At 57.8% G+C, this 23,503-nt stretch carries 17 protein-coding genes and 1 tRNA gene; 7 read left to right on the top strand and 11 right to left on the bottom strand.

Features of this window, described 5'->3' with window-relative positions; genetic code table 11:
- Window positions 1–143 precede the first annotated feature (143 nt).
- From QKE19_RS01170 to QKE19_RS01185, 4 genes are all read left to right on the top strand, one after another.
- Window positions 144–932: a (Fe-S)-binding protein gene (locus tag QKE19_RS01170; RefSeq protein ID WP_042388597.1), complete on the top strand. Its 789-nt coding sequence runs from the start codon at window positions 144–146 to the stop codon at window positions 930–932.
- Window positions 932–2,512, top strand: a complete 1,581-nt coding sequence (locus QKE19_RS01175; RefSeq protein ID WP_347890145.1) for a LutB/LldF family L-lactate oxidation iron-sulfur protein — start codon at window positions 932–934, stop codon at window positions 2,510–2,512. Before QKE19_RS01170 ends, QKE19_RS01175 begins: the two co-directional genes overlap by 1 nt.
- Window positions 2,513–2,514: 2 nt before the next feature.
- Window positions 2,515–3,243, top strand: a complete 729-nt coding sequence (locus QKE19_RS01180; RefSeq protein ID WP_076771929.1) for an LUD domain-containing protein — start codon at window positions 2,515–2,517, stop codon at window positions 3,241–3,243.
- Window positions 3,244–3,335: 92 nt separating this feature from the next.
- Entirely contained in the window at window positions 3,336–4,358 is a 1,023-nt protein-coding gene (locus QKE19_RS01185; RefSeq protein ID WP_070858441.1) for a pirin-like C-terminal cupin domain-containing protein, read from the top strand.
- Window positions 4,359–4,554: 196 nt separating this feature from the next.
- Here the strand turns inward: QKE19_RS01185 and QKE19_RS01190 are convergent.
- The 10 genes from QKE19_RS01190 to QKE19_RS01235 all read right to left on the bottom strand — a co-directional run bounded on the left by QKE19_RS01190 (window position 4,555) and on the right by QKE19_RS01235 (window position 17,255).
- Window positions 4,555–4,627: transfer RNA gene (locus tag QKE19_RS01190), tRNA-Arg, on the bottom strand.
- A gap of 93 nt (window positions 4,628–4,720) precedes the next feature.
- Window positions 4,721–5,512, bottom strand: a complete 792-nt coding sequence (locus tag QKE19_RS01195; protein ID WP_347890147.1) for an ABC transporter ATP-binding protein — start codon at window positions 5,510–5,512, stop codon at window positions 4,721–4,723.
- Entirely contained in the window at window positions 5,512–6,687 is a 1,176-nt protein-coding gene (locus QKE19_RS01200; protein WP_038628438.1) for an iron ABC transporter permease, read from the bottom strand. Before QKE19_RS01200 ends, QKE19_RS01195 begins: the two co-directional genes overlap by 1 nt.
- A gap of 30 nt (window positions 6,688–6,717) precedes the next feature.
- On the bottom strand, window positions 6,718–7,920 hold the full coding sequence (locus QKE19_RS01205) for an ABC transporter substrate-binding protein (protein ID WP_070429338.1): 1,203 nt from the start codon (window positions 7,918–7,920) through the stop codon (window positions 6,718–6,720).
- Window positions 7,921–8,089: 169 nt separating this feature from the next.
- Entirely contained in the window at window positions 8,090–8,542 is a 453-nt protein-coding gene (locus QKE19_RS01210; RefSeq protein WP_070437896.1) for a MarR family winged helix-turn-helix transcriptional regulator, read from the bottom strand.
- A gap of 70 nt (window positions 8,543–8,612) precedes the next feature.
- A complete protein-coding gene (locus QKE19_RS01215; protein WP_070595719.1) occupies window positions 8,613–9,104 on the bottom strand; it encodes a MarR family winged helix-turn-helix transcriptional regulator in 492 nt (163 codons plus the stop codon).
- A gap of 14 nt (window positions 9,105–9,118) precedes the next feature.
- Entirely contained in the window at window positions 9,119–11,776 is a 2,658-nt protein-coding gene (locus QKE19_RS01220; protein WP_347890151.1) for an AAA family ATPase, read from the bottom strand.
- A 3-nt stretch (window positions 11,777–11,779) separates the two neighbouring features.
- A complete protein-coding gene (locus tag QKE19_RS01225) occupies window positions 11,780–12,955 on the bottom strand; it encodes a DNA repair exonuclease (protein ID WP_347890153.1) in 1,176 nt (391 codons plus the stop codon).
- A 2-nt stretch (window positions 12,956–12,957) separates the two neighbouring features.
- The gene (locus QKE19_RS01230; protein WP_070429342.1) at window positions 12,958–14,016 is read right to left on the bottom strand and encodes a hypothetical protein; all 1,059 of its coding nucleotides are present in this window, start codon (window positions 14,014–14,016) and stop codon (window positions 12,958–12,960) included.
- On the bottom strand, window positions 14,016–17,255 hold the full coding sequence (locus QKE19_RS01235; RefSeq protein WP_258225146.1) for a DEAD/DEAH box helicase: 3,240 nt from the start codon (window positions 17,253–17,255) through the stop codon (window positions 14,016–14,018). The genes QKE19_RS01230 and QKE19_RS01235 overlap by 1 nt, the downstream gene beginning before the upstream one ends.
- 579 nt (window positions 17,256–17,834) lie before the next feature.
- Between QKE19_RS01235 and putP the strand changes: the two genes are divergently transcribed.
- The 3 genes from putP (at window position 17,835) to QKE19_RS01250 (ending at window position 20,705) form a co-directional block, all read left to right on the top strand.
- A complete protein-coding gene (gene putP, locus QKE19_RS01240) occupies window positions 17,835–19,358 on the top strand; it encodes a sodium/proline symporter PutP (protein ID WP_347890155.1) in 1,524 nt (507 codons plus the stop codon).
- A gap of 132 nt (window positions 19,359–19,490) precedes the next feature.
- Window positions 19,491–20,096, top strand: a complete 606-nt coding sequence (locus QKE19_RS01245) for an HNH endonuclease family protein (protein WP_235191244.1) — start codon at window positions 19,491–19,493, stop codon at window positions 20,094–20,096.
- A gap of 108 nt (window positions 20,097–20,204) precedes the next feature.
- Window positions 20,205–20,705, top strand: coding sequence for a DUF2269 domain-containing protein (locus QKE19_RS01250; protein WP_347890158.1), 501 nt, complete (start codon window positions 20,205–20,207; stop codon window positions 20,703–20,705).
- A 197-nt stretch (window positions 20,706–20,902) separates the two neighbouring features.
- Here the strand turns inward: QKE19_RS01250 and QKE19_RS01255 are convergent, their stop codons facing one another.
- Entirely contained in the window at window positions 20,903–23,050 is a 2,148-nt protein-coding gene (locus QKE19_RS01255; RefSeq protein WP_038628407.1) for a DEAD/DEAH box helicase, read from the bottom strand.
- Between the last annotated feature and the right edge of the window lie 453 nt (window positions 23,051–23,503).

Below are 23,503 nucleotides of genomic sequence, written 5' to 3' on the forward strand. Positions count from 1 at the left end.
TCTGCAGGCCACCGCGTCCGGCTGTCCTACACCGCTTTCACGGTCCAGCCGAATTCAGGTTGAGAACAGATTTAATCCGGGGCTAGGCGTAGCATTCAGGTAGGAAATTATTGCCTTACCCCTCAACCCTTTTTGGAGCGACCGTGAAAGTAGCACTTTTCGCGACCTGCATCGGGGACATGATGTTTCCAGATGCAGTGAGTGCGACCGCCAGAGTTCTCACGCGCCTAGGATGCGATGTGGTCTTTCCACCACAACAAACCTGCTGCGGCCAAATGCACGTCAACACCGGGTACCAGAAGGAAGTCCTTCCTCAGCTGGACACCTACGCTGATGCTTTTGCAGATTCCTCGATTGATTACGTTGTCGCCCCGTCCGGTTCCTGCGCCGGCGCCGTTCGCCACCAGCATCCGATGATTGCGGGCCGCTACGGTACCCGTGCCCAAGTCCACGCGGCACAGGCCTGCGCGAACAAGACGCTGGATCTCTCCGAGTTCATCACCGATGTCGCTGGTGTGACTGACGTCGGTGCTTACTTCCCCCACTCAGTGACCTACCACTCCACCTGCCACAGCTTGCGGGTACTCAAGGTGGGTGACCGTCCGTGGCGGCTGCTCAGCGCAGTCGATGGAATCGATCTGCGCGAGCTGCCTGGCGCGGCGGAGTGCTGCGGTTTTGGCGGCACCTTCTCGGTGAAGAATGCGGAGACCTCCGCTGCAATGGTTGCCGACAAGACAGCCAATATTCGCGCTACGGAAGCGGAGTTCGTCACCGCTGGCGATGCTTCCTGCTTGCTCAATATCGGTGGCGCGTTGCGTCGCCAGGACTCTGGCGTGCACGCCATCCATATGGCCGAGATTCTGGCCTCCACCAAGGAGACCCCGTTTGATGTGCACAACCGCCAAGAAGCTTCCCTGCGAGGTGAACAGTAATGGTCGCAATTAACGTCGGCATGCCAGCCCTTCCTCCCCGCGCGCCGCACAACGTCGGGCATCTGCGCGGTACGCGCGGGTTCACGGCCGCAGCGCACGAGGAGCTCAAGAACACTCGCATGCGCGAAAATGTCGGTCATGCCACGCGTTCGATTCGTCAGAAGCGCGCGCATGTCGTAGCCGAGAAGAATGACTGGGAGCAGCTGCGGCTCGCGGGCAGCCACATCAAGCGCGATGTTATGGCGCGTCTGCCGGAACTGCTGGAGCAGTTTGAAGAGTCAGTTACGAATGCCGGCGGTCACGTCCACTGGGCGCGCGATGCCGCCGAGGCAAACCGCATCATCACGGACTTGGTGAAAGAGACCGGCGAAGAAAAGGTCGTCAAGATTAAGTCGATGGCCACACAGGAAATCGGCTTGAACGAAGCACTTGCCGACGCCGGCATCACCGCCCGCGAAACCGACCTGGCGGAACTCATCGTTCAGCTTGCCGACGACATGCCGAGCCACATCCTGGTTCCTGCTATCCACCGCAATCGCGAAGATATCCGCGAGATCTTCCTCAATGGAATCCCCGGAGTCGACCCGGACCTGAAAGCCAATCCGGCCGATCTGGCCGAGGCCTCCCGTAAGTTCCTGCGCGAGCAGTTTATGGAGGCCAAGGTTGCGATTTCCGGCGCCAACTTCGGTGTGGCCGAAACCGGTACTGTGGCCGTCGTCGAGTCAGAGGGCAACGGCCGGATGTGTCTCACGCTGCCGGAAACACTGATTTCGGTGATGGGTATTGAGAAGCTGCTTCCCACCTTCCAGGATCTGGAAGTCTTCTTGCAGCTACTGCCACGGTCGTCGACAGGCGAGCGTATGAATCCCTACACCTCTCTGTGGACGGGAACGACCGACGGCGACGGCCCGAAGAATTTCCACATTGTGTTGCTGGACAATGGGCGCTCGGCCACTCTTGCAGATCCGATTGGGCGTGAAGCGCTGAAGTGCATTCGCTGCTCGGCATGCCTGAATATCTGCCCTGTTTATGAGCACGTGGGCGGTCACGCTTACGGTTCGGTCTACCCGGGTCCGATTGGTGCGATTTTGTCCCCGCAGCTCACTGGCATGGATTCCTACGATGATCCGAATGCTTCGCTGCCCTATGCGTCTTCGCTGTGCGGGGCTTGCTTTGAGGTCTGCCCGGTGCGAATTGACATCCCTGCGGCACTGCTGGAGCTGCGTCACCGTAAGGTCACGGAGCACCGCCCGCCGGTGGAGGGCAAGCTGTTTGCCACGCTCGGGTTCATCATGGGCAATCAGAAGCTGTGGAACATGAGCGCAAAGATGGCCTCCCTCGCCCGCGTACTCGGTTTGAAGGACGGCGAGATTCACGCCCTGCCGCTCTTCCTCAGCGGGTGGTCGGATGCGCGTGATACCCCGGTTCCGCCGAAGAAGCCGTTCCGCTCACTGTGGGGTTCGAAGGATTTCTCGGCGCAGCTGGCACGCGAATCGGCCCATCAGGTTCCAACGAAGATTAATGGGCTGTCGGGTTCTGATCAATCTGACTCGTCCGACACATCCGGCAAGGAGGCCTAGCGATGTCCCACTCCTCAGCATCCGCAAACATTGCCAAGAGCGAAATCCTCGAGCGTATCCGCAATGCTCAGAAAATCGCCTTCGAAGGCCGTGATTTGGCCTCTGACGTGGGCATCATCCCTGGCGAGCCCGGCGCGCATTTCGACATCCCACGCGACTACGAGCGCTCCTCCGACCTGACGGCCAAAGAGATTATTTCGCTTGCCGACGAACGCATCGCCGATTACAAAGCCGACGTGCGCCGCTGTGGCAGCTCGGCAACCGACATCAATGAGGCTGTGAAGAAGGCAATTGCTGATGTCGGGGCGTCGTTGATTGGTATTCCCGAGGGTCTAGACCGCGAGTGGGTTGCGGGGTTGGAGTCTGGTGGAGGTAAGGCCACTACCGAGATTCGCGTCGATACCGGTTTCACCGCCGAAGAGCTGGACGAGCTCGATGCGATTGTCACCAGCTCTGCTGTCACCTGCGCCGAGACCGGCACCATTTTCCTGGACGGTTCGGCTACTTCTGGCCGCCGCGCGCTGACCTTGGTGCCGGATATTCACATCTGCGTTGTCCCTGCTTCCACGGTCGTCTACGGCATTCCGGAGGCATTTTCCCGTCTACGCGAGAGTGATCCCACCGCTCCGATCACCATGATTTCGGGGCCTTCTGCGACCTCGGACATCGAGCTTGCCCGAGTCGAAGGTGTCCACGGGCCGCGCACGCTGATTGTGATTATTGCTGAGTAGAGACAGTCGGGTCGGTCCTTGGCTAGCATTTTTGATTGACACGCCAACATTTTGTTGTGGATGATGAATTTAGCTAGCCAAAGGAGCCTGTCATGAGCGCAATCATTCAAAAATTCTCCGTATCCGATAATCCGCAGCTTCCAGGTATGGACCCATTCCTGTTTGCCGTCCACCACTATGACCTATATCCACAGGCCAAGGGCCAAACTATGGCTCCCGATGCCTCTCTGCTCGGCCGTAATATCGGCATGGACTTTTCCGGCAAGGACGGCTGGTCCATGTACCACGGCACAACCGTCCCCGGCTTCCCCTCCCACCCACACCGCGGCTTTGAAACTATCTCGATTGTCGAGGAAGGTTACGTCGACCACACCGACTCCGAAGGTGCACAGGCTCGTTACGGCGATGGCGACACTCAGTGGCTGACCACCGGCGCAGGCACTGCGCATGCTGAAATGTTCCCGCTTCTGCATAACGACGGCCCCAATCCTCACCACATGTTTCAGATTTGGCTGAACCTGCCGCCCGAAGGCAAGGGGGCAAAGCCGCACTTCCAGATGTTCTGGGCAGAAGACACTCCGCATGTCACCGGCACTGATGACAATGGCCACGGCTACGACATAAAGGTCATCGCGGGCGCATTCGGCGATACTCAGCCGCTTGCTCCACCACCGGAATCCTGGGCCGCTGCACCAGATTCCGATGTAGCCGTGTGGGTGCTGCGTTTGCAGCCGAACGCACAGCTAACGTTGCCACCAACCAAACATGCCGAGACAATTCGGACTCTCTACTCTCTACGCGGCAGCCTCACTATCGAGGGCGAAACGCTGGTGCAAGAGGGCGCAGTGCTGCGCTCAACCGAGGCACTGGACATTTCTGCAGGTGACGAGGGGGCCTTCGCGCTCATGCTCCAAGGCCGACCAATTGGCGCTCCCGTGTATCAGCATGGCCCGTTTGTCGCGAATAGCCGCGAAGAGCTCGTTGAGGCATTCGATGCCTACCAGCGTGGCGAGTTCGGCGCATGGCGGTTTGATTCCAACGATCCGGTTGCACCCTTTGAAGAGGGGCGCTTTGCCCGCTATCCGGACGGTACGGTTCGTCGCCCGGTCAATTAACCGGGATCCCCCGACGGGCTGCACATGTGAAACTGTGTGAGTTTATGACACTTTCAGGCCATTTTTTTGGGTCATTTTTGTCATAAACGCAGTCAGTAACTCGGATTGGCCCGCTTCCGCCAGGTACACCCGAAACAAAAATCCCTCAAGCAACCAGGCGAATCTAATCGAACCTAACCGCTTAAGGGATAAGACGTGCCCCCGAGAGGAGTCGAACCTCCGACCTTCGGTACCGGAAACCGGCGCTCTATCCACTGAGCTACGGGGGCGTGTGGCACAAGTACAACAAGTGCAACGAGAAGAGATGTTACCACTTGGCTGGGGCGATTAGCGAAATGCCCCGCACCCCAGCCAAATCCGCACTATGCGGCCTCAGAAACCTGGTCTTCCTCAATAGGACACACCACAGGAACGCCTCCATCATTAAGCACGCGGGCTCGAATTCCATAGACGCGGGCCAAAAGATCCGGTGTGAGAACGTCAGCAGGACTCCCCTGGGCAACCACGTGGCCGTCGTGAAGCATGACAAGCTCATCGCAGTAGCGGGCTGCGAGATTGAGATCGTGGATTGCGACGAGTGCCAAGGAGCTCCGTGAGGCGACCTCCGCGCGGACGAGCTTTAGGAGTTCCACCTGGTGGCGCAGGTCGAGGGCGGAGGTGGGTTCGTCGAGAAGCATGACCTCGGGATCGCGGACAAACATCTGCGCGACGGCGACGAGCTGACGCTGACCGCCGGAGAGCTCGCCGACGAAGCGGTCGGCAAGGTGCTCAATACCAACCTTCCGGAGAACCGCCGCAGTATGCTCAATCTCGGAGCCGCGCACGCGCAGACGCCCGGCGCGCCGGCCAGAGACCAGTACCGATTCGAATGCGGTCAGCGAGGCACTTGCTGGCAAATCCTGGGGCACGTAGCCCACCACATCGCGCAGTTCGGAGCCGACGACCCGCTCATTGTCACGGGTCAGTGCAATCTCCCCGGCCATTGGCTTTCGAATCCCCGCCAGGGTGGTCATCAGTGTGGACTTACCCGCAGCGTTTGGCCCGAGCAAACCCGTCACCGTACCCGGCTTCAGCCTGCGCATTGACGCCCCGCGCAGCACCTTCCGCTTGCCATAGCCTGCAGCTACGTCATTGACATCGAGAAATACGCCCATTAGTTCCACACCGTCCTCTTACGCAGGAAAACCAAGCCAACAAAAAATGGGACACCGACGATTGCGGTAATGATGCCAATCGGCACTGCCACACCCGGCACCACCGTGATGGATACCGCATGAGCTGCCGCCAGCAGCGCCGCGCCTGCCGCCATCGATGCCGGGGCAAAGAAGCGCTGTTCTTCACCGACCAGCATGCGCGCAATGTGTGGACCGACCAGTCCGATGAAGCCGATGATGCCGGCAAAGGCCACTGCGGTTGCCGCCAGCAGCGAGGCTACAATCAGCGTCGCAATGCGCAGCCTATCCACATTGATGCCCACGGCTTTTGCGCGGGCATCGCCAAGTCGCAGCACCGTCAGCGCCCACGCATAGCGAATGGTGAACGGAATGGCGATCAGCAGTGCCGCCGCAATAATGCCGTTGGCCACCCAGTTCGCGCGCTGGAGCGAGCCCATCGTCCAGAACACAATCTGCTGGAGCGCCTCGGTAGTCGCGCGGTATTGCAACAGCGCCAACAGCGCTTGGAATAGAAACACCAGACCAATGCCGAGCAGAATCATCGATTCCTTACCCGAGCCGCGCCATACCGACGCCGCCGCCACAATCGCCACAGCGACGACGGATGATACCCAGGCCACGGCCGCCAGGTTGAACTGCGCATGCGGAATAATCACCCAGCCCAGCACAATCGATGCCGCCCCACCGAACGCCGCTGCAGCCGAGATACCGAGCGTAAACGGCTCCGCCAGAGGGTTATCGAGGATTGTCTGCATCTGTGCACCGGCAAGCGACAGCGCTGCACCAATCAGCACTGCCATCACCGATGCAGGCAGACGCAGCTTCCACAGCACCGTACGAGTGGTTTCGTCCACATCATTCGGGCTCACGATGCCACGGACGACGTCCCCCACGCTCAGTGCCATCGGCCCCACAATCGTCGCCACCACAAACGCGCACACGGCCAGCCCCACCAGCACCGCAATGATGGCGATTTTCCGTGCCGAGCGTCGTCGGTACTGTCGCGCAGAGTCGTAGGTCGTGCTTGACGACGGACACTCGTGCTGTTCGGTGGCGGGCTGCGACTCTTGACCTCCACTGCCGTTGGTGGAGGTGGACTCGCGGGGTTCGTCGTCAAGCCCTGACGCGGGAGCGTGCAGATTGGTGTAAGTCATCGGATTCCTTCTTCGATGGTGGAAGATGGGTTACTTGGTCGGCTCCAGCGCGGTGAAGAAGGTGCCGCTGAGTTCGAAGGGCAGGTAGTCCTTGTGGAACTTGGCGAAGTCAGCGACCGGGTCGAGGTCAGCGAACTCCTCTGGGTGAATCCACTTGGCGAATTGCTCGAGCGCGAAGACGTTGTACGGCGAGTCGTAGAACTGGTGGAAGGCGGCGTACAGATCACCCTTCTTCGGCGCGGTCAGGGTGTCAAAACCCGGAGTCTTCAGCAGGCCTTCCAGAGTGCGCTGTGCGGTCTCTGGGGTGGCGGTGTAGCCGAGTTCGACGTGTGGCAGCACTTCCGGCTTCTTCGGATCGAGCGCCCAAGAACCACCGGTGGCGATGATCTTCTCCGGCTGGACGGACAGGACCTTCTCTGCGGTCACGTCGCCCGATTCGGTGTCGAGGAGGCTGTCTCCGAGGTTCTCACCGCCGGCTGCTGTGACAAGGTCACCGAGGTTGGACTTGTTGACGGTCGAGCAGCAATCCTTGAGACCGGCTGCTCGCCAGACGAAGGTCTTTGGCTTGTCTTCGAGCTTGGCGGCACGTTCGGTGATCTCGTTGACGCGCTTTGTGTAGAAGTCGGTGAACTTCTTGGCATTGTCCTGCTCATCGACGATCTGGCCGAGGAGCTCGACGGACTTGGCGGTATTCTCCAGGGGCTTTTGCCGGAAGTCGGTGAATACGTACTTCAGACCTGCCTGATCGAGCTTGGTGAGGAAACCGGACTGCTCCGCGGCCTTCTTGTGGTCAAGGGTCATGACGACCACGTCTGGGTCGTGGGAGATGAGGTTTTCAACTGTGACATCGCCCTTGGCGATATTGCCGATGGTCGGCATGTCTTTCAGCTCGGGGTTCGTCTCGAAAAGCTTGGTTTCAAACGACGGTGCGCCCGAATGCAAATCGCTGCCCATGGCGACAACGTGGTCACCCGGGTTTTCTTGGTCAAGCATCGCGGTGACAAACATGGCGCGGCCTTCACCGAGCACGACTCGTTCTGGCTGCTTGTCGAAGGTCACAGTGCGACCTGCGACATCAGTGACAGTGAGTTCTCCTTTGTTGTCGGCAGCCTCGTTCGACTCTGCGTCCGCACCGCATGCTGTAGCGACGAAGCTCAGCGCTGCACACCCGATTGCGGCCAGAGTTTTGGTCTTTGGCGCGGTTTTAGCCTTGGCGAAAATATTGACTCTCATGCGTTTCAGTTTCTGCCTTGTTTATTTCTGCGTAATTTTTGGTACTTAGGGTGCACAAAGAGAAGTGAACAGTCACCCCTTTGCTTTAGGCACGCCTTACCTTACAGCTTGAAACGTAGAGAAAAAAGCGCCCTGCTAGTGGTTGTTTTACTAGCAGGGCGTGGAAGTCTTACTTCCTTTCGAGAACCGACTGGAAGCACCTCAGCATCACTTCGCGGTCTTCATTAGCAAGTGGTGAAATAACTTCCTGGCGAACAGTGTCTACATAATCCGGCGCCGCCTCGGCAAACACGTGCCGACCAACGCCTGTTAAGACGACGACATAATCCGAGTCCGGGTCTTCGCCGTGGTCTTCGGTGTGAATAAATCCGCGCTTTTCCAACCTGTTGGTATGCAGCAGCGCGCGGGGATGGTTCCACTTCAGTCGATCACAAATCTTGTCAACATGCAGAATCCCATCCTCTACCTCATGCAGAGCGATGAGCAGGGTAAAGTCCGCGAACGTCAGCCCGGTTCGAGTGCGTAGGCTTCGCTCGATATTGCGCTCTACCTCGCGAAAAGCAGCTACCATCGACTGCCAAAAGAGCTGTTCATCATCACTCAGCCATTCAAATGAGTTCATACTGCTCTAGGCTAATGGTGAGAGCCTCGTAGCGGAGACAAATGAGAAAACACTCACAAAAAACTTCTGGCTACTCTGCTTTTCCGTCGACTGAATCGGTGACCGTAGCATTGGCGGTCTCTGCAATCTTATCGAGCACAGCGGAAATCCCCTGATAGTCGATATTCTCACCGAGCACATCAAACAAAACATGGCGCACAAGCTTCACATGGTTCGGCGCCGCCTTCTCAATCACGGTTCGACCGTGTTCAGTAAGCGTGACATCAATACCACGGTTATCGCAGGCGCAGCGTTCCTTAGTTACTAGCCCGCGTCGCTCCATGCGAGTAATTTGATGCGACATTCGGCTGCGGTCCCATTCCAGGGATTCGCACAGGGTGCGCATGCGCACTACATTGTCTTCAGTCTCGGAGAGAACAACCAGAACCGAAAAATCTGCAGTGGAAATATCGAGAGAATCTTGCAGCTGAAGGTCGATTGACCTGTCAACGGCCCGTTTAGCGTTCAGAATTGAGCGCCATAACCGCTGCTCTTCATCACTTAACCACGGAACATCTTGCATATGTACAGAGCCTACTATCTTGAAACCAAATCCTGAATTTTCATAAACTCCGCTCCTGTCACACGATCAAAGCGGGCTTCATCGCACGTCAGGACTAATACCTGCATATCGCGCCCCGCTTTGGCAAGAGCATTATTCATCCGCCGCAAACGGTGTTCGTCTGAATAACCTAATGCATCATCAATAATCACCGGAGCGCCCTGCCCGCCCTCCATGACACCGGCAACGGCCAAGCGCAGCAGAATGTCCAGCTGCTCCTGCGCTCCACCAGATAGCTCATCGACATCGAACTTGCCATCGGCATTGGACCGTGACTCAATCTGCAAGTCCTCATTCATCGTGAACTGAGTTCCCGCACCGAACACACCGCCACCGTACTCTTCGAGCTTGCGCAGCAAGGGGTCAGCCAGCGCATTCCGCGATGCCACGCGTGCCTGTGTCATTACCTCCATGAGAGTCTTGGCGGCAGCTGCACGTCGACGCATTGAATTCCGATCTCGCTGTGTTCGCTCCACTACTCCCTCAGCTGCTGCCAGTTTCTCATTCGCGCTGTCGAAATAGTCCAAGTGCACCCGAATCTCTTGCCGACGCTTTTCCAGCTCAGCCAGGCGATTCTCAACTGCATCCCGTCGCTGCTTAGCGCCCGCGAGCGATGCTTCCACGTCGTCGGCATCCCGCTGCGCCAGCTCCTTCTGAGCCGCAGCCAGTTGCTCTTCTGCCGCCTCATAGTCCTTGCCTCGGTTTTCCACCGCAGCAAAGATCTCGGCATCCGAGGCTTTTTCTCGCGTCGCCGTGAGCGAATCTTCGCGCACCTTCAAGACGGACCGAGCCCCTTCAAGCTCGCTGCTAGCCTTCGTATAGTTGGCGTGTGCAGGACGCTTTTCCAGCTTCGACAAGCGCATATCGGCATTGTCACGCTCCGACTCGGCATCCCTACGCCCCACTGCAGCTTCTTCCAGCCGCGACTTTGCCGACACCAAGTCAATCTCCGTCGGCGCATCCTCGCCCGCAAGTTCCCGATACCGCTCGCCCTGTACTCGTGCTTCTTCCTTCGCATCGTCTAACTCTGCGGTGAGCTGGTGATACTCCACACCGTCGGACACCGCAGTTATGGATGTCTCCACCTGGAATTTTGCTTTTTCCGCTTCACGACGTCGAGTGTGTGCCTTTTGTGCTTCCGCGACGGAATCAGCGCCTGCCGCCTCAAGCTGTTCCTTGAGCGAAATCTCTGCTTTTCCTAGCTTTCGCTGCTGCGAATCTGAGCCGTCTCCGGGCTGGACAGCAACCGTGACGTCGCCAACTTCGATGGCCAACGGCTTAGTAACCGCATGTTGAACTGACTCAGCCTCCGGCGCTAGCCCCACTTTCTCGCCGTCGACCGTGACCTCCTGCGCACTACTAGCCGAGAGCTGCACACTCGGGCTCGATGCCTCCAGCACAGCGGTGGCTGTTACAACTTCGCGTTCGCAGGTCAACAGTTTTTCCAGTACCTCCTCGGTAACGGAATTTCGTGCAATTACCTCCTTGTGCTCTGCCAATTGTGCACGGAGCTCATCGAGCTTCTCCACTCGCTTCGACAGAGCTTCGACCAAGCCGCGCTTCTCCCCCAATGCGACTTCAGCTGCAGCCAGCTCTTCTGCTTTTCGAGCTTCGCGGTACGCGGTCACAACCGCATCGCGATCCTCCTGCGCCTTCTTTAAAGCTGCGACCTCCTTATCGAACGCTTCCTTAAGTTCAGCAACTCTCTTCTCTGCGACGGAATGCTGGTCCTTGGCATCTTGTGCCTGCTGAATGAAGGTTTCCCGCTCTTGCTGAGCCTGTTTAGCTAAGTCCAGCTGCTGCTTCGCCGCTGCAGAGACCTCCTGTGCCTGGGACACGGCAACCCTGAACTTTTCGAGTTCTTCGAGTGCCTGCGCCCAATGCTCGACTTCGTTTTTGGCTTCTGGCAACGATGCCCGCTGCGTGTGTTGGCTTTCTTCATTACGAGCAGCTTCCTCATTGAGCGCTTCGAATTCCCGGACCTTTTTCGCCGCTTCGTCGCGCACCCGCTGGGCTTCCGCCAGCTCCTTGTCTACGTCGGTAAGCTGCTTGCGCTCTTTGCCATTTTTTTGGAAATAGTTGCCGTATTCAGCTTCAACGGCTTCAAACAGGCCTACCTCTTCTGCGGTTTCCGCGCGCTGCCCCGATGCCGACTGCAGTGCGCTTGTGACCTGCGCATAACCGCCCAAGGAGAGTGTCTTTTGTGCTTGCCCCTGCTCGGCAACGAAGACCTGCCACAGGTTCTTGGTGTCTGCATTGTGCATTCGGGCGGCCAGCCACTCTTCCGCCTGGTCATCTTTAAGAACCTCGGCTGTCGGAGAGTGGACGGTGACGATTGTGCCGGTGTCCTTGGTGCTACCAAAGATCTTGTCCAGCGTAAATTCGTAGCCGTCAAGCTCCAGCCGGAGCTTAACCTGCGGCTTTTCCTGGCTGGAGTGACTGTTCAGACTAAGCGCTTCGCTTGCCCTGGACTTCCATTTTGTCGTCAGCGCAACGTGAATAGCTTTGGCGATTGTCGTCTTACCTGACTCGTTTTCACCGGAAATCACTACCACGCCCCGCTCGGCGAGCCCTGTGATTGAGAGTGAATCAATCGCACGTACATTGTGTAATTCGATGTCGTGAAAACGCATGATTTATTCCTTCTCTCCGGCCAGGCGCGCCAGCAAGCGAAGCGCATCGGCTGCTGCGGTGGTTTCAGATTCTGATAGCGGGCTGCCGCTCTCGGTTCGCCCTTTGCTCAAGACCGTTAGTTTTTCTGCAGCTATGAGCGGATAACCGGTGAGATTGAGATTAGAGATATCCCCCTCGGACGGAACCACCGTCAAATCGGAACCACTTTCCCGGCGATAAAGTGCAGCGAAAAGCTGTTGATACTGCTCAAGTCGTTTTTCAAAGGTAGTCGACTCCGACAGTGTCACGGTTCCTCGCAATGAATACTTCACCGCTGTGTCTGTCTTCGCCTCGATACCGTCCAGTTCAGCAAAGAACTCATCGAGGTCTTCCGCGCCAGTGATATCCATGTCAATGGCATGAAAAGCCCACTGCCCCACTCGGTGGGAGGCCACGGTAACTGAGTCCTTTTCGGGGCCGCTCTCTACAATGTCGACGACGAGTGCATTGCCGGAATCCCGTTCTTTGTCGTCGTACGCTGTGGTTTCGTGTGCGCCGGAGAAATAAACTCTGCCAGCATGATCGAGTTGGCTCGTGGAGTGGGAATCCCCCAGCGCAACATAGTGCAACGCCCCGCGGTCAATAGCTTGTTCCAAGCTGGTCAGATCAATGGTGGCTCCTGCATCAGCACCAAAGCCTTCTACTTGGCCGTGTGCGACCATCACTCGGATTCCATCGGCGGGCTCAAGCTCCGTGGCTATTTCCGCCACGATGTCGTCTGCCGAATACTTGCCGCGCACTGGCACACCGATGAGTTCCACCCCGTCACGGATTGCAATGGGCGCGCTGTCGCGAATTACGTAAACTCCTCGGTCTTCCAAAGATTCGAAAGCACTACGTCGATAAATGGAAGAAGCATCAAGCGCATCATGGTTGCCGGGTAGGAAATACACCGGCACGGGTAGCTTGGCGATTCGCTCAAGAGCCCGCAAAAACACCTTGTCCGGCAATGTGTTGGAATCGAACACGTCTCCAGCGACGACAATGAACTCAGCGCCTTCGCTAATCGCCAACTCGCCGATGCGATCGATGGCGTTGAGTCGACTTTCGTGGAACCTAGCTTGGGCTTCACCGCCGTCGAGCTCTAGGAACCACCGAGTCATTCCCAGTTGCCAATCTGAGGTGTGAATGAATTTCATGACTAGCGCTCCTTTTGTCCCAGGCTCAGCGATTCCTGCAGATGTTGCCAACAATCTTCCAAATCAGCGACTGCACGAATGGTCTCTCTCGAAATTACGCAGGTTGGCTGCAATGCTTCATGCAGCAAACTGCGGTCGGTAACTGTTAGTGGGTCAATAACCTCGAGCGAAGGAACACTGACTCGTTCCAAATCATTGCCCCAGTAGTCGGCTTCGACAGCGAAAAGTTCGGCAACCTTCTTCTGCTCGTTGTCACCGCTATCTTTTCCACCAGCGTCATTCGACTTCTGGGCGGTTTTATTGGGATTCTCCCGAACCGCGCCACCAAGCCCGAGGCGCTTCGGCGCAGTCCGGTTTCGCAGCTGTGTTAGTTCCTGAAGCCGGCGTTGCAATTCGCGCTGCGGATAATCGCGCAGCTGTAGTAGCGACAGCGGATCGCGGTCGATATCAGCGACAAGTTGAGCGGCAACTGCAACGGTGTGCTTACACACAGGTGCCGGGTCCGGGCAGGTGCATTCGCTGTAAATGTGCTCTTCGCCATCGCACAACAGCATTTCCATCTGCTCATACGGCAACTCGCCGTGCTCAAACTCTGTGAAGGCCGACGGATTGTTCACCAACCACCGCAGTACGTCGTCAGTTTGTTTCTGCTCCCGCCGTGGGAACCGAATAAAGACTGAAAATGGTTCCGGCTGGCTGCCCTGCACTTCACCGATGATGTAGCCATCCGCGATTCGAAGCCCCAGCACATTGCCGTCGAACCTGTACTTCTCACCTCTGTGAACACGACCCGAATCAGCGCCACGGATGATGAACTCCCACACCCACCGGGCAAAAGTAGTACGGGGCTCGACCGCCACGCGCGCTGCGGTTCCACGTCGCTGCTGTCCGGTAAATGCACCAGCCCAGTCCTGGGTGGCCAGGAGCTTTTCAATCGTCGAGCTGGTTGCTGGCGCGCTTCGCGCCGTAGTCCTTTTACGACCACGCTTTCCAGAGGGCCCCTTGCCAAACTCGGCAAAGATGACATTGTCGCCCCATGTCACGTCTCCGTCACCGGCCATCAGTACCACCTCTTCTGGACCCTAAACGGGGTCACATTGTTGGGAATCGAATCGTCATCCGAGATTGTGGAGTCCGATGCCGTGCCCTCCGGGTTCACCCCATCGGTCACCGTCCCACCGGACTTTGACTCCGCTGCGTCCATCGATTCACGCAGTGACTGAATCTTGTCCTTGTCCAATTGCCACAGAGACCGCAAACGGTGAAAGTCCATCTCCGTCAGCTTGGTTTCACCAGCGCGCACAACCGCATCCGCCAATTCTGCCTTCTCGAAAATCAGCTCGTCGATACGCTCTTCAAGCGTTCCCACACTGACCAGCTTGTGCACGTGTACGTCTTTACGCTGACCGATGCGGTAAGAGCGGTCCGTGGCCTGGTTTTCAACTGCTGGATTCCACCACCTGTCAATGTGAATGACGTGGTTGGCGGCAACCAGGTTGATGCCAACACCTGCCGCGAGAGTAGACAGCAAAATGATTGGTGGGCCGTCCGGGGCATTAAACTCTGCCACTACTTTCTCGCGCTGTGCCGGAGTCATTGCCCCTTGGATAAACGGAATGTCCACGCCCAGGCGCTTGCTGAAATGAGGGGCGAGCATCTTGCCGAACTCCACGAACTGCGTGAACACAAGCGCGCGTTCACCGTTTTGGACAATCTCATCGACGAGCTCTTCCAGCCGTGCAACCTTGCCCGAGCGATGCTGCCCATGATTAAGCAGCCCTGAGCCGTCGTGCTGGTAGTGCGCTGGGTGGTTGCAAATCTGCTTCAACTTCATGATGCCGCCGAGGATGATGCTCTTTCGCCCGAAGTTGCCAGAGCGATTCCGCTTCGAGCGCTTGAGCTTGTCCTCGATGTCCTTCACAGCTTCCTGATACAAGAAAGCCTGCTCCGTCGTGAGAGGAACCATCTCCACCTGCTCATTCTTCTTGGGCAGGTCCGGCGCAATAGCTGGATCCGACTTGAGTCGGCGCAGAATAAAAGGTGCTGTAATCGACTGCAATTGCAGTAGCATTTCCGCATTCCCATCACGCTCGATGGGAATCGCAAACTTGTTGCGAAATGCATTCGCCGACCCCAGCATGCCTGGATTACAGAAATCCATGATGGTGCGCAGCTCGCCCAAGTCGTTTTCCACCGGAGTACCAGTCATGGCGATGTTGTGCCGCGAGCCCAGGCTCCGCAGCGCTCTGGATACCTGGGCGTTGGGGTTCTTAATTGCCTGCGCTTCGTCAGCAATCACATGATCCCACTGCACTTGGGACAGTTCGTTCACATCGCGGGTAGCAACACCATAGGTCGTCACAACAACATCGTGTTTCCCGATAAATTCCTGTAGTTCTTCACCATGAGGACGGTTTGAACCATGCAGCAGCCCAACCTTGAGCTCTGGAGTGAACTTTGCCGCTTCTGCTGCCCAATTGCGCAGCACACCTGTCGGAACGACCAGAAGCGAAGCCTTGTGCTCTTGATCCTTCGCATCCGCTTGACGACGGCAGCGCTCATACTCCAACAGCGCCAGAATTTGCACAGTCTTACCAAGCCCCATGTCGTCAGCGAGAATGACACCAAAGCCGCGGTTGGACATATCCGCCAGCCACTCCACACCGCGCTGTTGATACTCCCGCAGCTCACCGACAAAACTCGGTGGCACCTCGACCGACTCTGCGAGGGCCGTGGAACCGTCTGAGTACTTCGACACCAACGCCTTGAGCCAAGAGGGATCCCTGGGGGCGACTGGCACTGCTGCTGGAGCTTGCGACTCCAAGCCACCGTCGAAGACCAGCTCTTTCAGGGTGGCTTGCCCCTTACCGGTCTCCTCCCCGGCCTTGGTCTGCTCCACCAAAAACTTCAGGGCTTCTCTAGCTACCTCTGGGTTCGCGTGCACCCAGTGGTCTCGCAGATGCACTAGCCCCGTACTCGATGCAGCGAGCTCACGCATTTCCGCTTCCGTCAGTACGGCATCCCCCACGGCCAGCTTCCACTCGTAATCAACCAGTTGGTCAAATCCGAGTTTCGGTTCCGAACGGCGCCCAGCAGGCCCCGTCGGATCTAACTGGACGACTTCAGTGTGCAACTGCAGGGTGGTCTCCACTGACTTCCAGTTCGGCGGCAGCATCACATCGATATCGACCTTTGCCAGCTGCGAGATGCCATCAGTCATAAGCTCTATCAGCTGCTCTGAGGTCAGCAGCAGATCTAAGCCCGGGTGGCCCGCTGCTTTCGCATATTTGAGCGTCGGGAATGCCTCTTGTGCAGCCAATAGCTGCGGGCGAAGTAGCGACAGCACGGACCGGCGACACATTTCTGGGTTCAGGCGCTCTGGAGCTGCGACACCGATGCGGTAGTACATCCGCAATGGCCATAGAGTCTCATGTTCCACCGCAGCTGAACGAGGATTGAGGCGAGTTACTGAGCCGCCTTCGTCATCCGCTCGATCCCGCAACTCCAACAGCTGCGGAAGATCCACATCCGGCAAGTCTTCCAGCTGGCCTTCAAAACCAACGGGTTCCTGCACCATTAGCTGCAGGCGAACATCCTCACCATCGGCCGACAGCCTCCACTTTGCCAGCGACTGCGCCACCCCCGGTGTCGCACGCCCCAGGGACTCCGACTGCAACAACGACCGCACGAAACTCTGACGCTGTTCTGCCGGTTCATCCAAATCGGCCAGGAGCGCGTTGGTGACCCAATGAAACATCCGATTGATGAAATCCTCAGCCACCGTGGCACCTCCGTTATCAATCAACACCGGTGGTGTACGGGAAATGACCTGACTCTGCCAGGCAATCTCACTCAACCCCTCCGACATCCGCCACGTCGGCCACCACTCATTGTCTTCCCACGTCAGCGCCACCAATGCCCGCCCAGAGCGTGCGAAAGCATCCAATCCCTGCACAACATCTACAAAGAACCTAAGATCCGGCGCCATCGCCGCCGAGGAAACTTCCTCCTGCAATTGCACCAGTGCTGTCACAGCAGCCCATGGCGGGAACACCCATGTGGGTACCGTTTTCTCTACTGCCCGCCCCTTCGGTGTGCGCAGTTTTAGCGTCAGCTGCGCTCGACTCCCCCGGTCCAGGACTGCAAAAAGCCGACGCTGATGCGCCGGGACTTCCAGCAAATCCACGTCCGCAATAATCCGGTGCCCCTCTGGCCGCTCCACCCATAGGTGAAGACCCGAATCATCCTTCCAGACCGCGTGCAGCAGCAACGGCACCGCTGACTTAGCAACTTGGCCCATTACTTCCTCCCCACTGCTTGCTCAGCCATCACCGTCTAATCACCCGGCGACTTCGCCACCAGATATTTCTTCAATGAAGATTCTGCCACGCACCCCGGAGCAGCTTTTCCATCACACCACAAGATTAGCACGCGTGTTCGAATTATGTATCTTGCAAAAATTACTTCACCTCCACCCAAATACCCCTTTTCCCAGGTAATTTGTCGCACTTAACCGATTTTTAAAGCCTTTTTCAACGCTTCTTATCTTGCAATGCAGCGCATCACATGCAAACGTCGTATGAGCTACAAGAATTAAAAATGTGTGACTCGTGCAATAGTTCTGCCATGGTTCGCATGTGCCAGTAGGCTCCGCTGACTGACGTAGACAGCCTGGAAGCCGAAGTTGTGTTTCATTGCGAATCGCAGGTTCCGCTGTTTCTGTCGGCCACTTTCTGGTTCGATGTTGCTGCGACGCTGTGAACGTCGTCAAGCGGACTGACTCAATTGAAATTGAGTGATGCGCCAGGAAACGGTTTCCGGCGTGCTGGGCAGTGCGTGAGTCCGACTGTACGATTAATAAATAATGAGGAGTTGCCCTGTGGACCAACACACATGGTTCATCATCGCACTAGTCATTTATCTGCTGTTGATGGTCTACATCGGTTGGACCGGATGGAAAAAGACTGCAGAGTATGACGAATACATGATTGGCGGCCGCGGCCTACATCCGTTCGTCGCGGCACTGTCAGCGGGTGCATCGGACATGTCCGGCTGGCTGCTGATGGGTCTGCCCGGCGCGATTTACCTTTCGGGTCTGAACCAGACCTGGATTGCAATCGGCCTGGTCGCAGGAGCATGGCTGAACTGGAAGTTCACCGCACCACGCCTGCGTAGTTACACCAAGATTGCTCGTAACTCGATTACCGTGCCGTCGTTCCTGGAGAATCGTCTGCACGATACATCGAAGGTGCTGCGCGTTGCCGCAGGCCTGATTATTTTGCTGTTCTTCACCTTCTACGTGTCCTCGGGCATGGTGGCAGGTGGCCGTTACTGGGAGTCGACGTTCGGTGGCAACTACCTCGTCGGCATGCTGTTGGTAGCGGCTATCACTGTCGCGTACACCCTGTTCGGTGGCTTCCTGGCTGTGTCTTACACAGACACGGTGCAGGGCATCATTATGTTCATCGCGCTGCTGACGGTTCCGACTGTCGGCATCATCTACCTAATCAACAATGGCAACTCCGCCTCGGACATCTTCAGCTTCGCTGCAAACGACCCCTACCCGGGCAGCGAGGGACAGCCGGTCGAGACCTTCTTCGATCCGTTCGCTGGCATTCCGCTAATCACGATTATCGGTCTGCTCGGTTGGGGTCTGGGCTACTTCGGCCAGCCGCACATTATCGTTCGCTTTATGGCTCTGCGTAGCGCGAAGGACGCAACCGAGGGCCGCCGCTGGGGCGTTGGCTGGCAGGCACTGTGCATGCTCGGCTCGGTCCTCGTGGCTCTGACCGCGACTGTTTTCTTCGCTACGAACCCAGATGCTTCGGTCACTGATGCGTCTTCCTACGAGACTATCTTCCTGGACATGACCCGCATCCTGTTCCACCCGCTGATTGCAGGCCTGATTCTGACTGCGGTTCTGGCAGCAATCATGTCCACCATTTCCTCGCAGCTGCTGGTGTCTTCCTCCGCGCTAATCGAGGACTTGTTCAAGGCAATGGTCAACAAGTCCCTGCGTCCGAAGACCTACATGACTCTCTCCCGCGTCGCGGTTGCGCTGATTGCCATTATCGCCGCAATCATCGCTGCGAACCCCAACAGCTCCATTCTGGATCTGGTTGGCTTCGCGTGGGCCGGCTTCGGCTCGGCATTCGGCCCGGTGCTGCTGGCCGCCCTCTACTGGTCGCGCCTGAACACGCCAGGTGCTGCTGCCGGCATGATCACTGGTGCGGTTGTCTCCTTCGCATGGGGCATGAGCTCGCTCAGCGACACTCTCTACGAGATCGTCCCGGGCTTCGCCGCTGCAACTGTCGTGATGATCATCGTCACGCTGGCTACGAAGGAACCGAATGAGAAGATCAAGGAAGAGTTCGACCACGCAGCAAAGCAGGCTCTGGTCTAACACTTCGATTTAGGCTTGGCCTCCGCTAGCCCCACAGGCTAGCCCCGGCGCATACCTACAAGGAACCGAAAAAGTATTTTTCGCGCCCAACTAGGTATGCGCCCTTTTTTATTTGCCATCCTAGCCGCCGTCTTGACCGCCGCCTTTGTCTCATCCTTTGCACTTACGCGAGTTCTCGTCACATCCTCCCCCGCTGGGCCGGACGCCGAAGCCGTCGTCAAACAACTGCGCACTGTGCGCGTCGTCGCAGGCCGCCCCACCGTCACCGGGTACAAGCGCGAGCGCTTCGACGTCTGGGCAGGTTCTGCCGATTGCAATACACGCCATAAAGTGTTGGCGGCGTGGTTCGGGGGCTCTGTATGTTCGCTTGACGACGGCGCCCTGCGCGAAATCCCCGACCCTTACACGGGTGACCCGGTGGGTGCGCATGAGGTCGATATCGACCACATTTATCCGTTGGCAGCGGCGTGGGATTTCGGAGCCTACGCCTGGGATGCCGAGCGGCGTCGGCGATTTGGCAACGATATCGAGGCCAACCTCGCGCCCACCCGAAGTGCGGTCAACAGGGATAAAGGAGATGCCAGCCCGGCGGAATGGCTTCCCGAAGATGCGAAGGCGTGTGACTATTCGCAGCGTTACTTAGCGGTGGCCATTAAATGGGACCTGCCCGTATCTTCGGCAGACTGGACGGCGCTGGCAGCTGCGTGTGGGATCCGCGCTGGGAAAGGCACGAAATAGAGAAAATAGTGCGAGCACGTTAAGTTAAGGACTGGTCTTAATAAGGAAATATCCAGGCCACTCCTCGCTTGAACGCGAGGCCTACATTCAGTCGTGGAAAGGTAATACGTGCAAAACGTAGTTCTTATGGTTCACGTCCTAGCGGCAATTCTGCTGCTTGGACCGGTGACTGTCGCAATTTCGGTGTTCCCGAAGCTCGCGCTTGCAGCCCGCGGCGGAGAGGCTGGAACGGTCGGCTCCGCGCGCACCATGCACGCCATTTCGCGCACCTACGGCATGTGGTCGCTGCTCGTGCCGCTGCTCGGCTTCGGTGTCATGTTCACCGATGTGTCGACCTACATGAAGTCCGGGGCAATGCACGCCGCAATCCTGCTGGCAATCATCGCCTGGGCACTGCTGTTCTTCCTGATCATTCCGCGTCAGCGTCTGATGATGGCCGGCCTCGGCATCGCTGATGAAGACGAGGATGTTGACGATCCGAAGTTCATCGAGCGTCGCAAGAAGGCTGACGAGCTCGACTGGGACAAGCAGAAGGGCCAGCTGGCCATGTTCTCCGGCATCTTCTCCCTGCTGTGGGTTGTCGCCGGCATCCTGATGTTCTTCATCTAAGGATTGAGCTCTAGCGCTTAGGCCCCGCGCCTACGCACACGCTCAGACACAATAAACTGCCGGTGCGCCTGTACGTTTCGGCCCGACTTTTAGGGCTGGGAAGTACATGCGCACCGGCAGTTTTTTTATTTTCTAGGTCAGCGCCACGGACAGTGGTCGCCTGACGACGCCCCCCCCTGCTCGCCTGCCTAACAGGTCTAGCGGCGTCCGCCTCGGTAACCACCGCGGCGGTCATCCCGGTCACCACGGTAGCCACTGCGACCGCGTCCGCGACCACGACCGCCGAAACCGTCACCGTCATCGAAGTTTCCACGGTAGCTACCCCGGCCACGTCCGCCACCACGGCGGTCATCGCGGCCACGACCACCACGGTATCCTCCGCGACCGCGACCGCCATCACGACGATTGCCACGGTAGCCACCACGGCCACCGCGGTAGTCATCGCTGTCGTCGACCGAGGTGCCGTCGTCAAGCTTCAGCCCAATGAGCTGGCCGGAAATGCGGGTATCGGAGAGGTTGTTGATGACTTCTTGCGGCAGGTTGGCCGGCAGTTCGACCAGGGTGTGGTCGCCACGGATGTCGATGTGTCCGAAGTCCTTTGATGACAGGCCGCCCTCGTTGGCGATGGCGCCCACAATGGCACCCGGGCGGACGTGCTGGCGACGACCGACGCTGATGCGGTAGGTTGCGGTGCCCTCGCGTTCGAATTCGACCAGGTCGGCGCGCTTGCCCTGACCGCGCTCACCACGGGAGCGACCATCGCGGCCACGGTTGCGGTCGCGGTCGAAACGATCACGGTCACGATCATGACGACGGCCACGCGGTGGCTCCTTCATCAGGAAGTCGCCCGACTGTGCCTGCGCAGCGATAGCAGCGGCGATATCGACCAGCGGAGTGTCGTGCTCTTCAGCGTACTCCTCGATGAGCTCGCGGAAGACCGGAACCTGCGAATCAGCAAGTGCCTCAGTCAAATCATCAGCGAACTTCTGCTTACGGGAGTCGTTGACCTCATCGACGGTCGGCAGCTTCATCTCGTGCAGCTGGGACTTGGTCGCACGCTCAATCGAGCGCAGCAGGCGCCCCTCACGCGGAGTGACAAACAGCAGCGCCTCACCGGAGCGGCCAGCGCGACCGGTACGACCAATGCGGTGGACGTAGGACTCGGTGTCGTGCGGAATGTCGTAGTTGACCACGTGGGAAATGCGGTCAACGTCCAGGCCACGAGCAGCCACATCGGTTGCCACCAGGATGTCCAGGCGGCCGTCCTTGAGCTGATCAATCGTGCGCTCACGCAGGGTCTGCGGGATATCGCCGTTGATGGCGGCAGCGGAGAATCCGCGGGCACGCAGCTTCTCAGCGAGCTCCTCGGTCTCGTGCTTGGTACGCACGAACATGATCATCGCTTCAAATTCCTCGACCTCGAGGATGCGGGTCACCGCGTCCAGCTTGTTGCGGTGGCTGACCATCAGGAAGCGCTGGCGAATATTGTCCGCAGTGCGAGTCTGGGACTTGACGGTGATCTCTTCCGGCTCCCTCAGGTACTGCTTGGACAGGCGACGAATCGAAGCCGGCATGGTAGCCGAGAACAGTGCGACCTGCTTGTCATCCGGAGTGTCGGCAAGAATGCGCTCGACATCCTCCTGGAAACCCATCTGCAGCATCTCATCGGCCTCGTCCAGTACCAGGAAGCGCAGGTCGGAGATGTCCAACGAGCCCTTTTCCAGGTGGTCAATGACACGACCCGGCGTGCCGACGATGATCTGTGCACCTCGACGCAGACCCGACAGCTGCACTCCGTAGGACTGACCACCGTAGATTGGCAGGACCTGAATCTTGCCCAGGTGATCAGCAAACGACTGGAAGGAATCCGCAACCTGCAGTGCCAGCTCACGGGTCGGAGCGAGCACCAGCGCCTGCGGTGCGCGGACGGAGCGATCAATGCGAGCCAGAATCGGCAGCGCGAACGCCGCGGTCTTACCAGTACCAGTCTGAGCCAGGCCGACGACGTCGCGGCCGCTCATCAGAGTCGGGATAGTTGCAGCCTGAATTGGGGAAGGAGTCTCAAACCCAACCTTGCGAACTGCATTGACAATGTCATCCGGCAGCTCGAGCTCATCGAAGCCGACGGTGTCGTCATCGTTGTCGTGTTTGTTCTTTTCGGCCTTCTTTTCGGCCTCGGCAGTCTTTTCTACCTTCTCGGTCTTTTCCTCAGCGGCCTTCTCTCCGGCCACTGGTGCTTCCCCGGCCACTACATCCTCGGCCTTCACAATTGCGTCCTCGCGCTGGTTTTCGCGCTGATCCTCGCGATTTTCCTCGACGCTGCCATTCATTTCATTATTAGCCATTTGGGGCTCTTCCTGGGCCTTTTCGCCCGCACACTCAATATTCAACAGTTGATTACTCACAGTTGGGTCGCACATACATGACCCGCCCAATTTACGTTCTTGTTTTCAGTGCTCTCACGTCGGAATTGCGATGACATCGCTTCTCTTGCACATACTTCGAAAAATTGCGCCCAAACCCAATTCAGCTTTTACTTCCGAGGAGGGGCGCCCATCATGCACTATGCACTCTCAAGCGTTTCACCAGCGAATTTATACCGCTGCCAGATTCTCTGCGACATTGTCGTCAGGATTTCACACCGATTGCCCAGACTACGCCACCGTCGGTCAAAAAACCATTTCCTGTCCGCAAGGTCACGACAATGGGAACGTCGTCAAGCGAGCGCATTGCACCCACTTCGGGGTGCCTACTTTGTAATTTCCTAGGGTGAGCTGGCTAACATTTTCCCTACAAGT

This window comes from Corynebacterium sp. c8Ua_99 (assembly GCF_039907185.1).
GTDB classification, from domain to species: domain Bacteria; phylum Actinomycetota; class Actinomycetes; order Mycobacteriales; family Mycobacteriaceae; genus Corynebacterium; species Corynebacterium jeikeium_D.

Coding starts and splice junctions, on each gene's coding strand:
- QKE19_RS01175 (WP_347890145.1), top strand. CDS start 932: ATGGTCGCAATTAACGTCGGCATGCCAGCCCTTCCTCCCCGCGCGCCG.
- QKE19_RS01185 (WP_070858441.1), top strand. CDS start 3,336: ATGAGCGCAATCATTCAAAAATTCTCCGTATCCGATAATCCGCAGCTT.
- QKE19_RS01180 (WP_076771929.1), top strand. CDS start 2,515: ATGTCCCACTCCTCAGCATCCGCAAACATTGCCAAGAGCGAAATCCTC.
- QKE19_RS01200 (WP_038628438.1), bottom strand. CDS start 6,687: ATGACTTACACCAATCTGCACGCTCCCGCGTCAGGGCTTGACGACGAA.
- QKE19_RS01230 (WP_070429342.1), bottom strand. CDS start 14,016: ATGGCCGGTGACGGAGACGTGACATGGGGCGACAATGTCATCTTTGCC.
- QKE19_RS01235 (WP_258225146.1), bottom strand. CDS start 17,255: ATGGGCCAAGTTGCTAAGTCAGCGGTGCCGTTGCTGCTGCACGCGGTC.
- QKE19_RS01210 (WP_070437896.1), bottom strand. CDS start 8,542: ATGAACTCATTTGAATGGCTGAGTGATGATGAACAGCTCTTTTGGCAG.
- QKE19_RS01195 (WP_347890147.1), bottom strand. CDS start 5,512: ATGGGCGTATTTCTCGATGTCAATGACGTAGCTGCAGGCTATGGCAAG.
- QKE19_RS01205 (WP_070429338.1), bottom strand. CDS start 7,920: ATGAGAGTCAATATTTTCGCCAAGGCTAAAACCGCGCCAAAGACCAAA.
- QKE19_RS01215 (WP_070595719.1), bottom strand. CDS start 9,104: ATGCAAGATGTTCCGTGGTTAAGTGATGAAGAGCAGCGGTTATGGCGC.
- QKE19_RS01255 (WP_038628407.1), bottom strand. CDS start 23,050: ATGGCTAATAATGAAATGAATGGCAGCGTCGAGGAAAATCGCGAGGAT.
- QKE19_RS01220 (WP_347890151.1), bottom strand. CDS start 11,776: ATGCGTTTTCACGACATCGAATTACACAATGTACGTGCGATTGATTCA.
- QKE19_RS01225 (WP_347890153.1), bottom strand. CDS start 12,955: ATGAAATTCATTCACACCTCAGATTGGCAACTGGGAATGACTCGGTGG.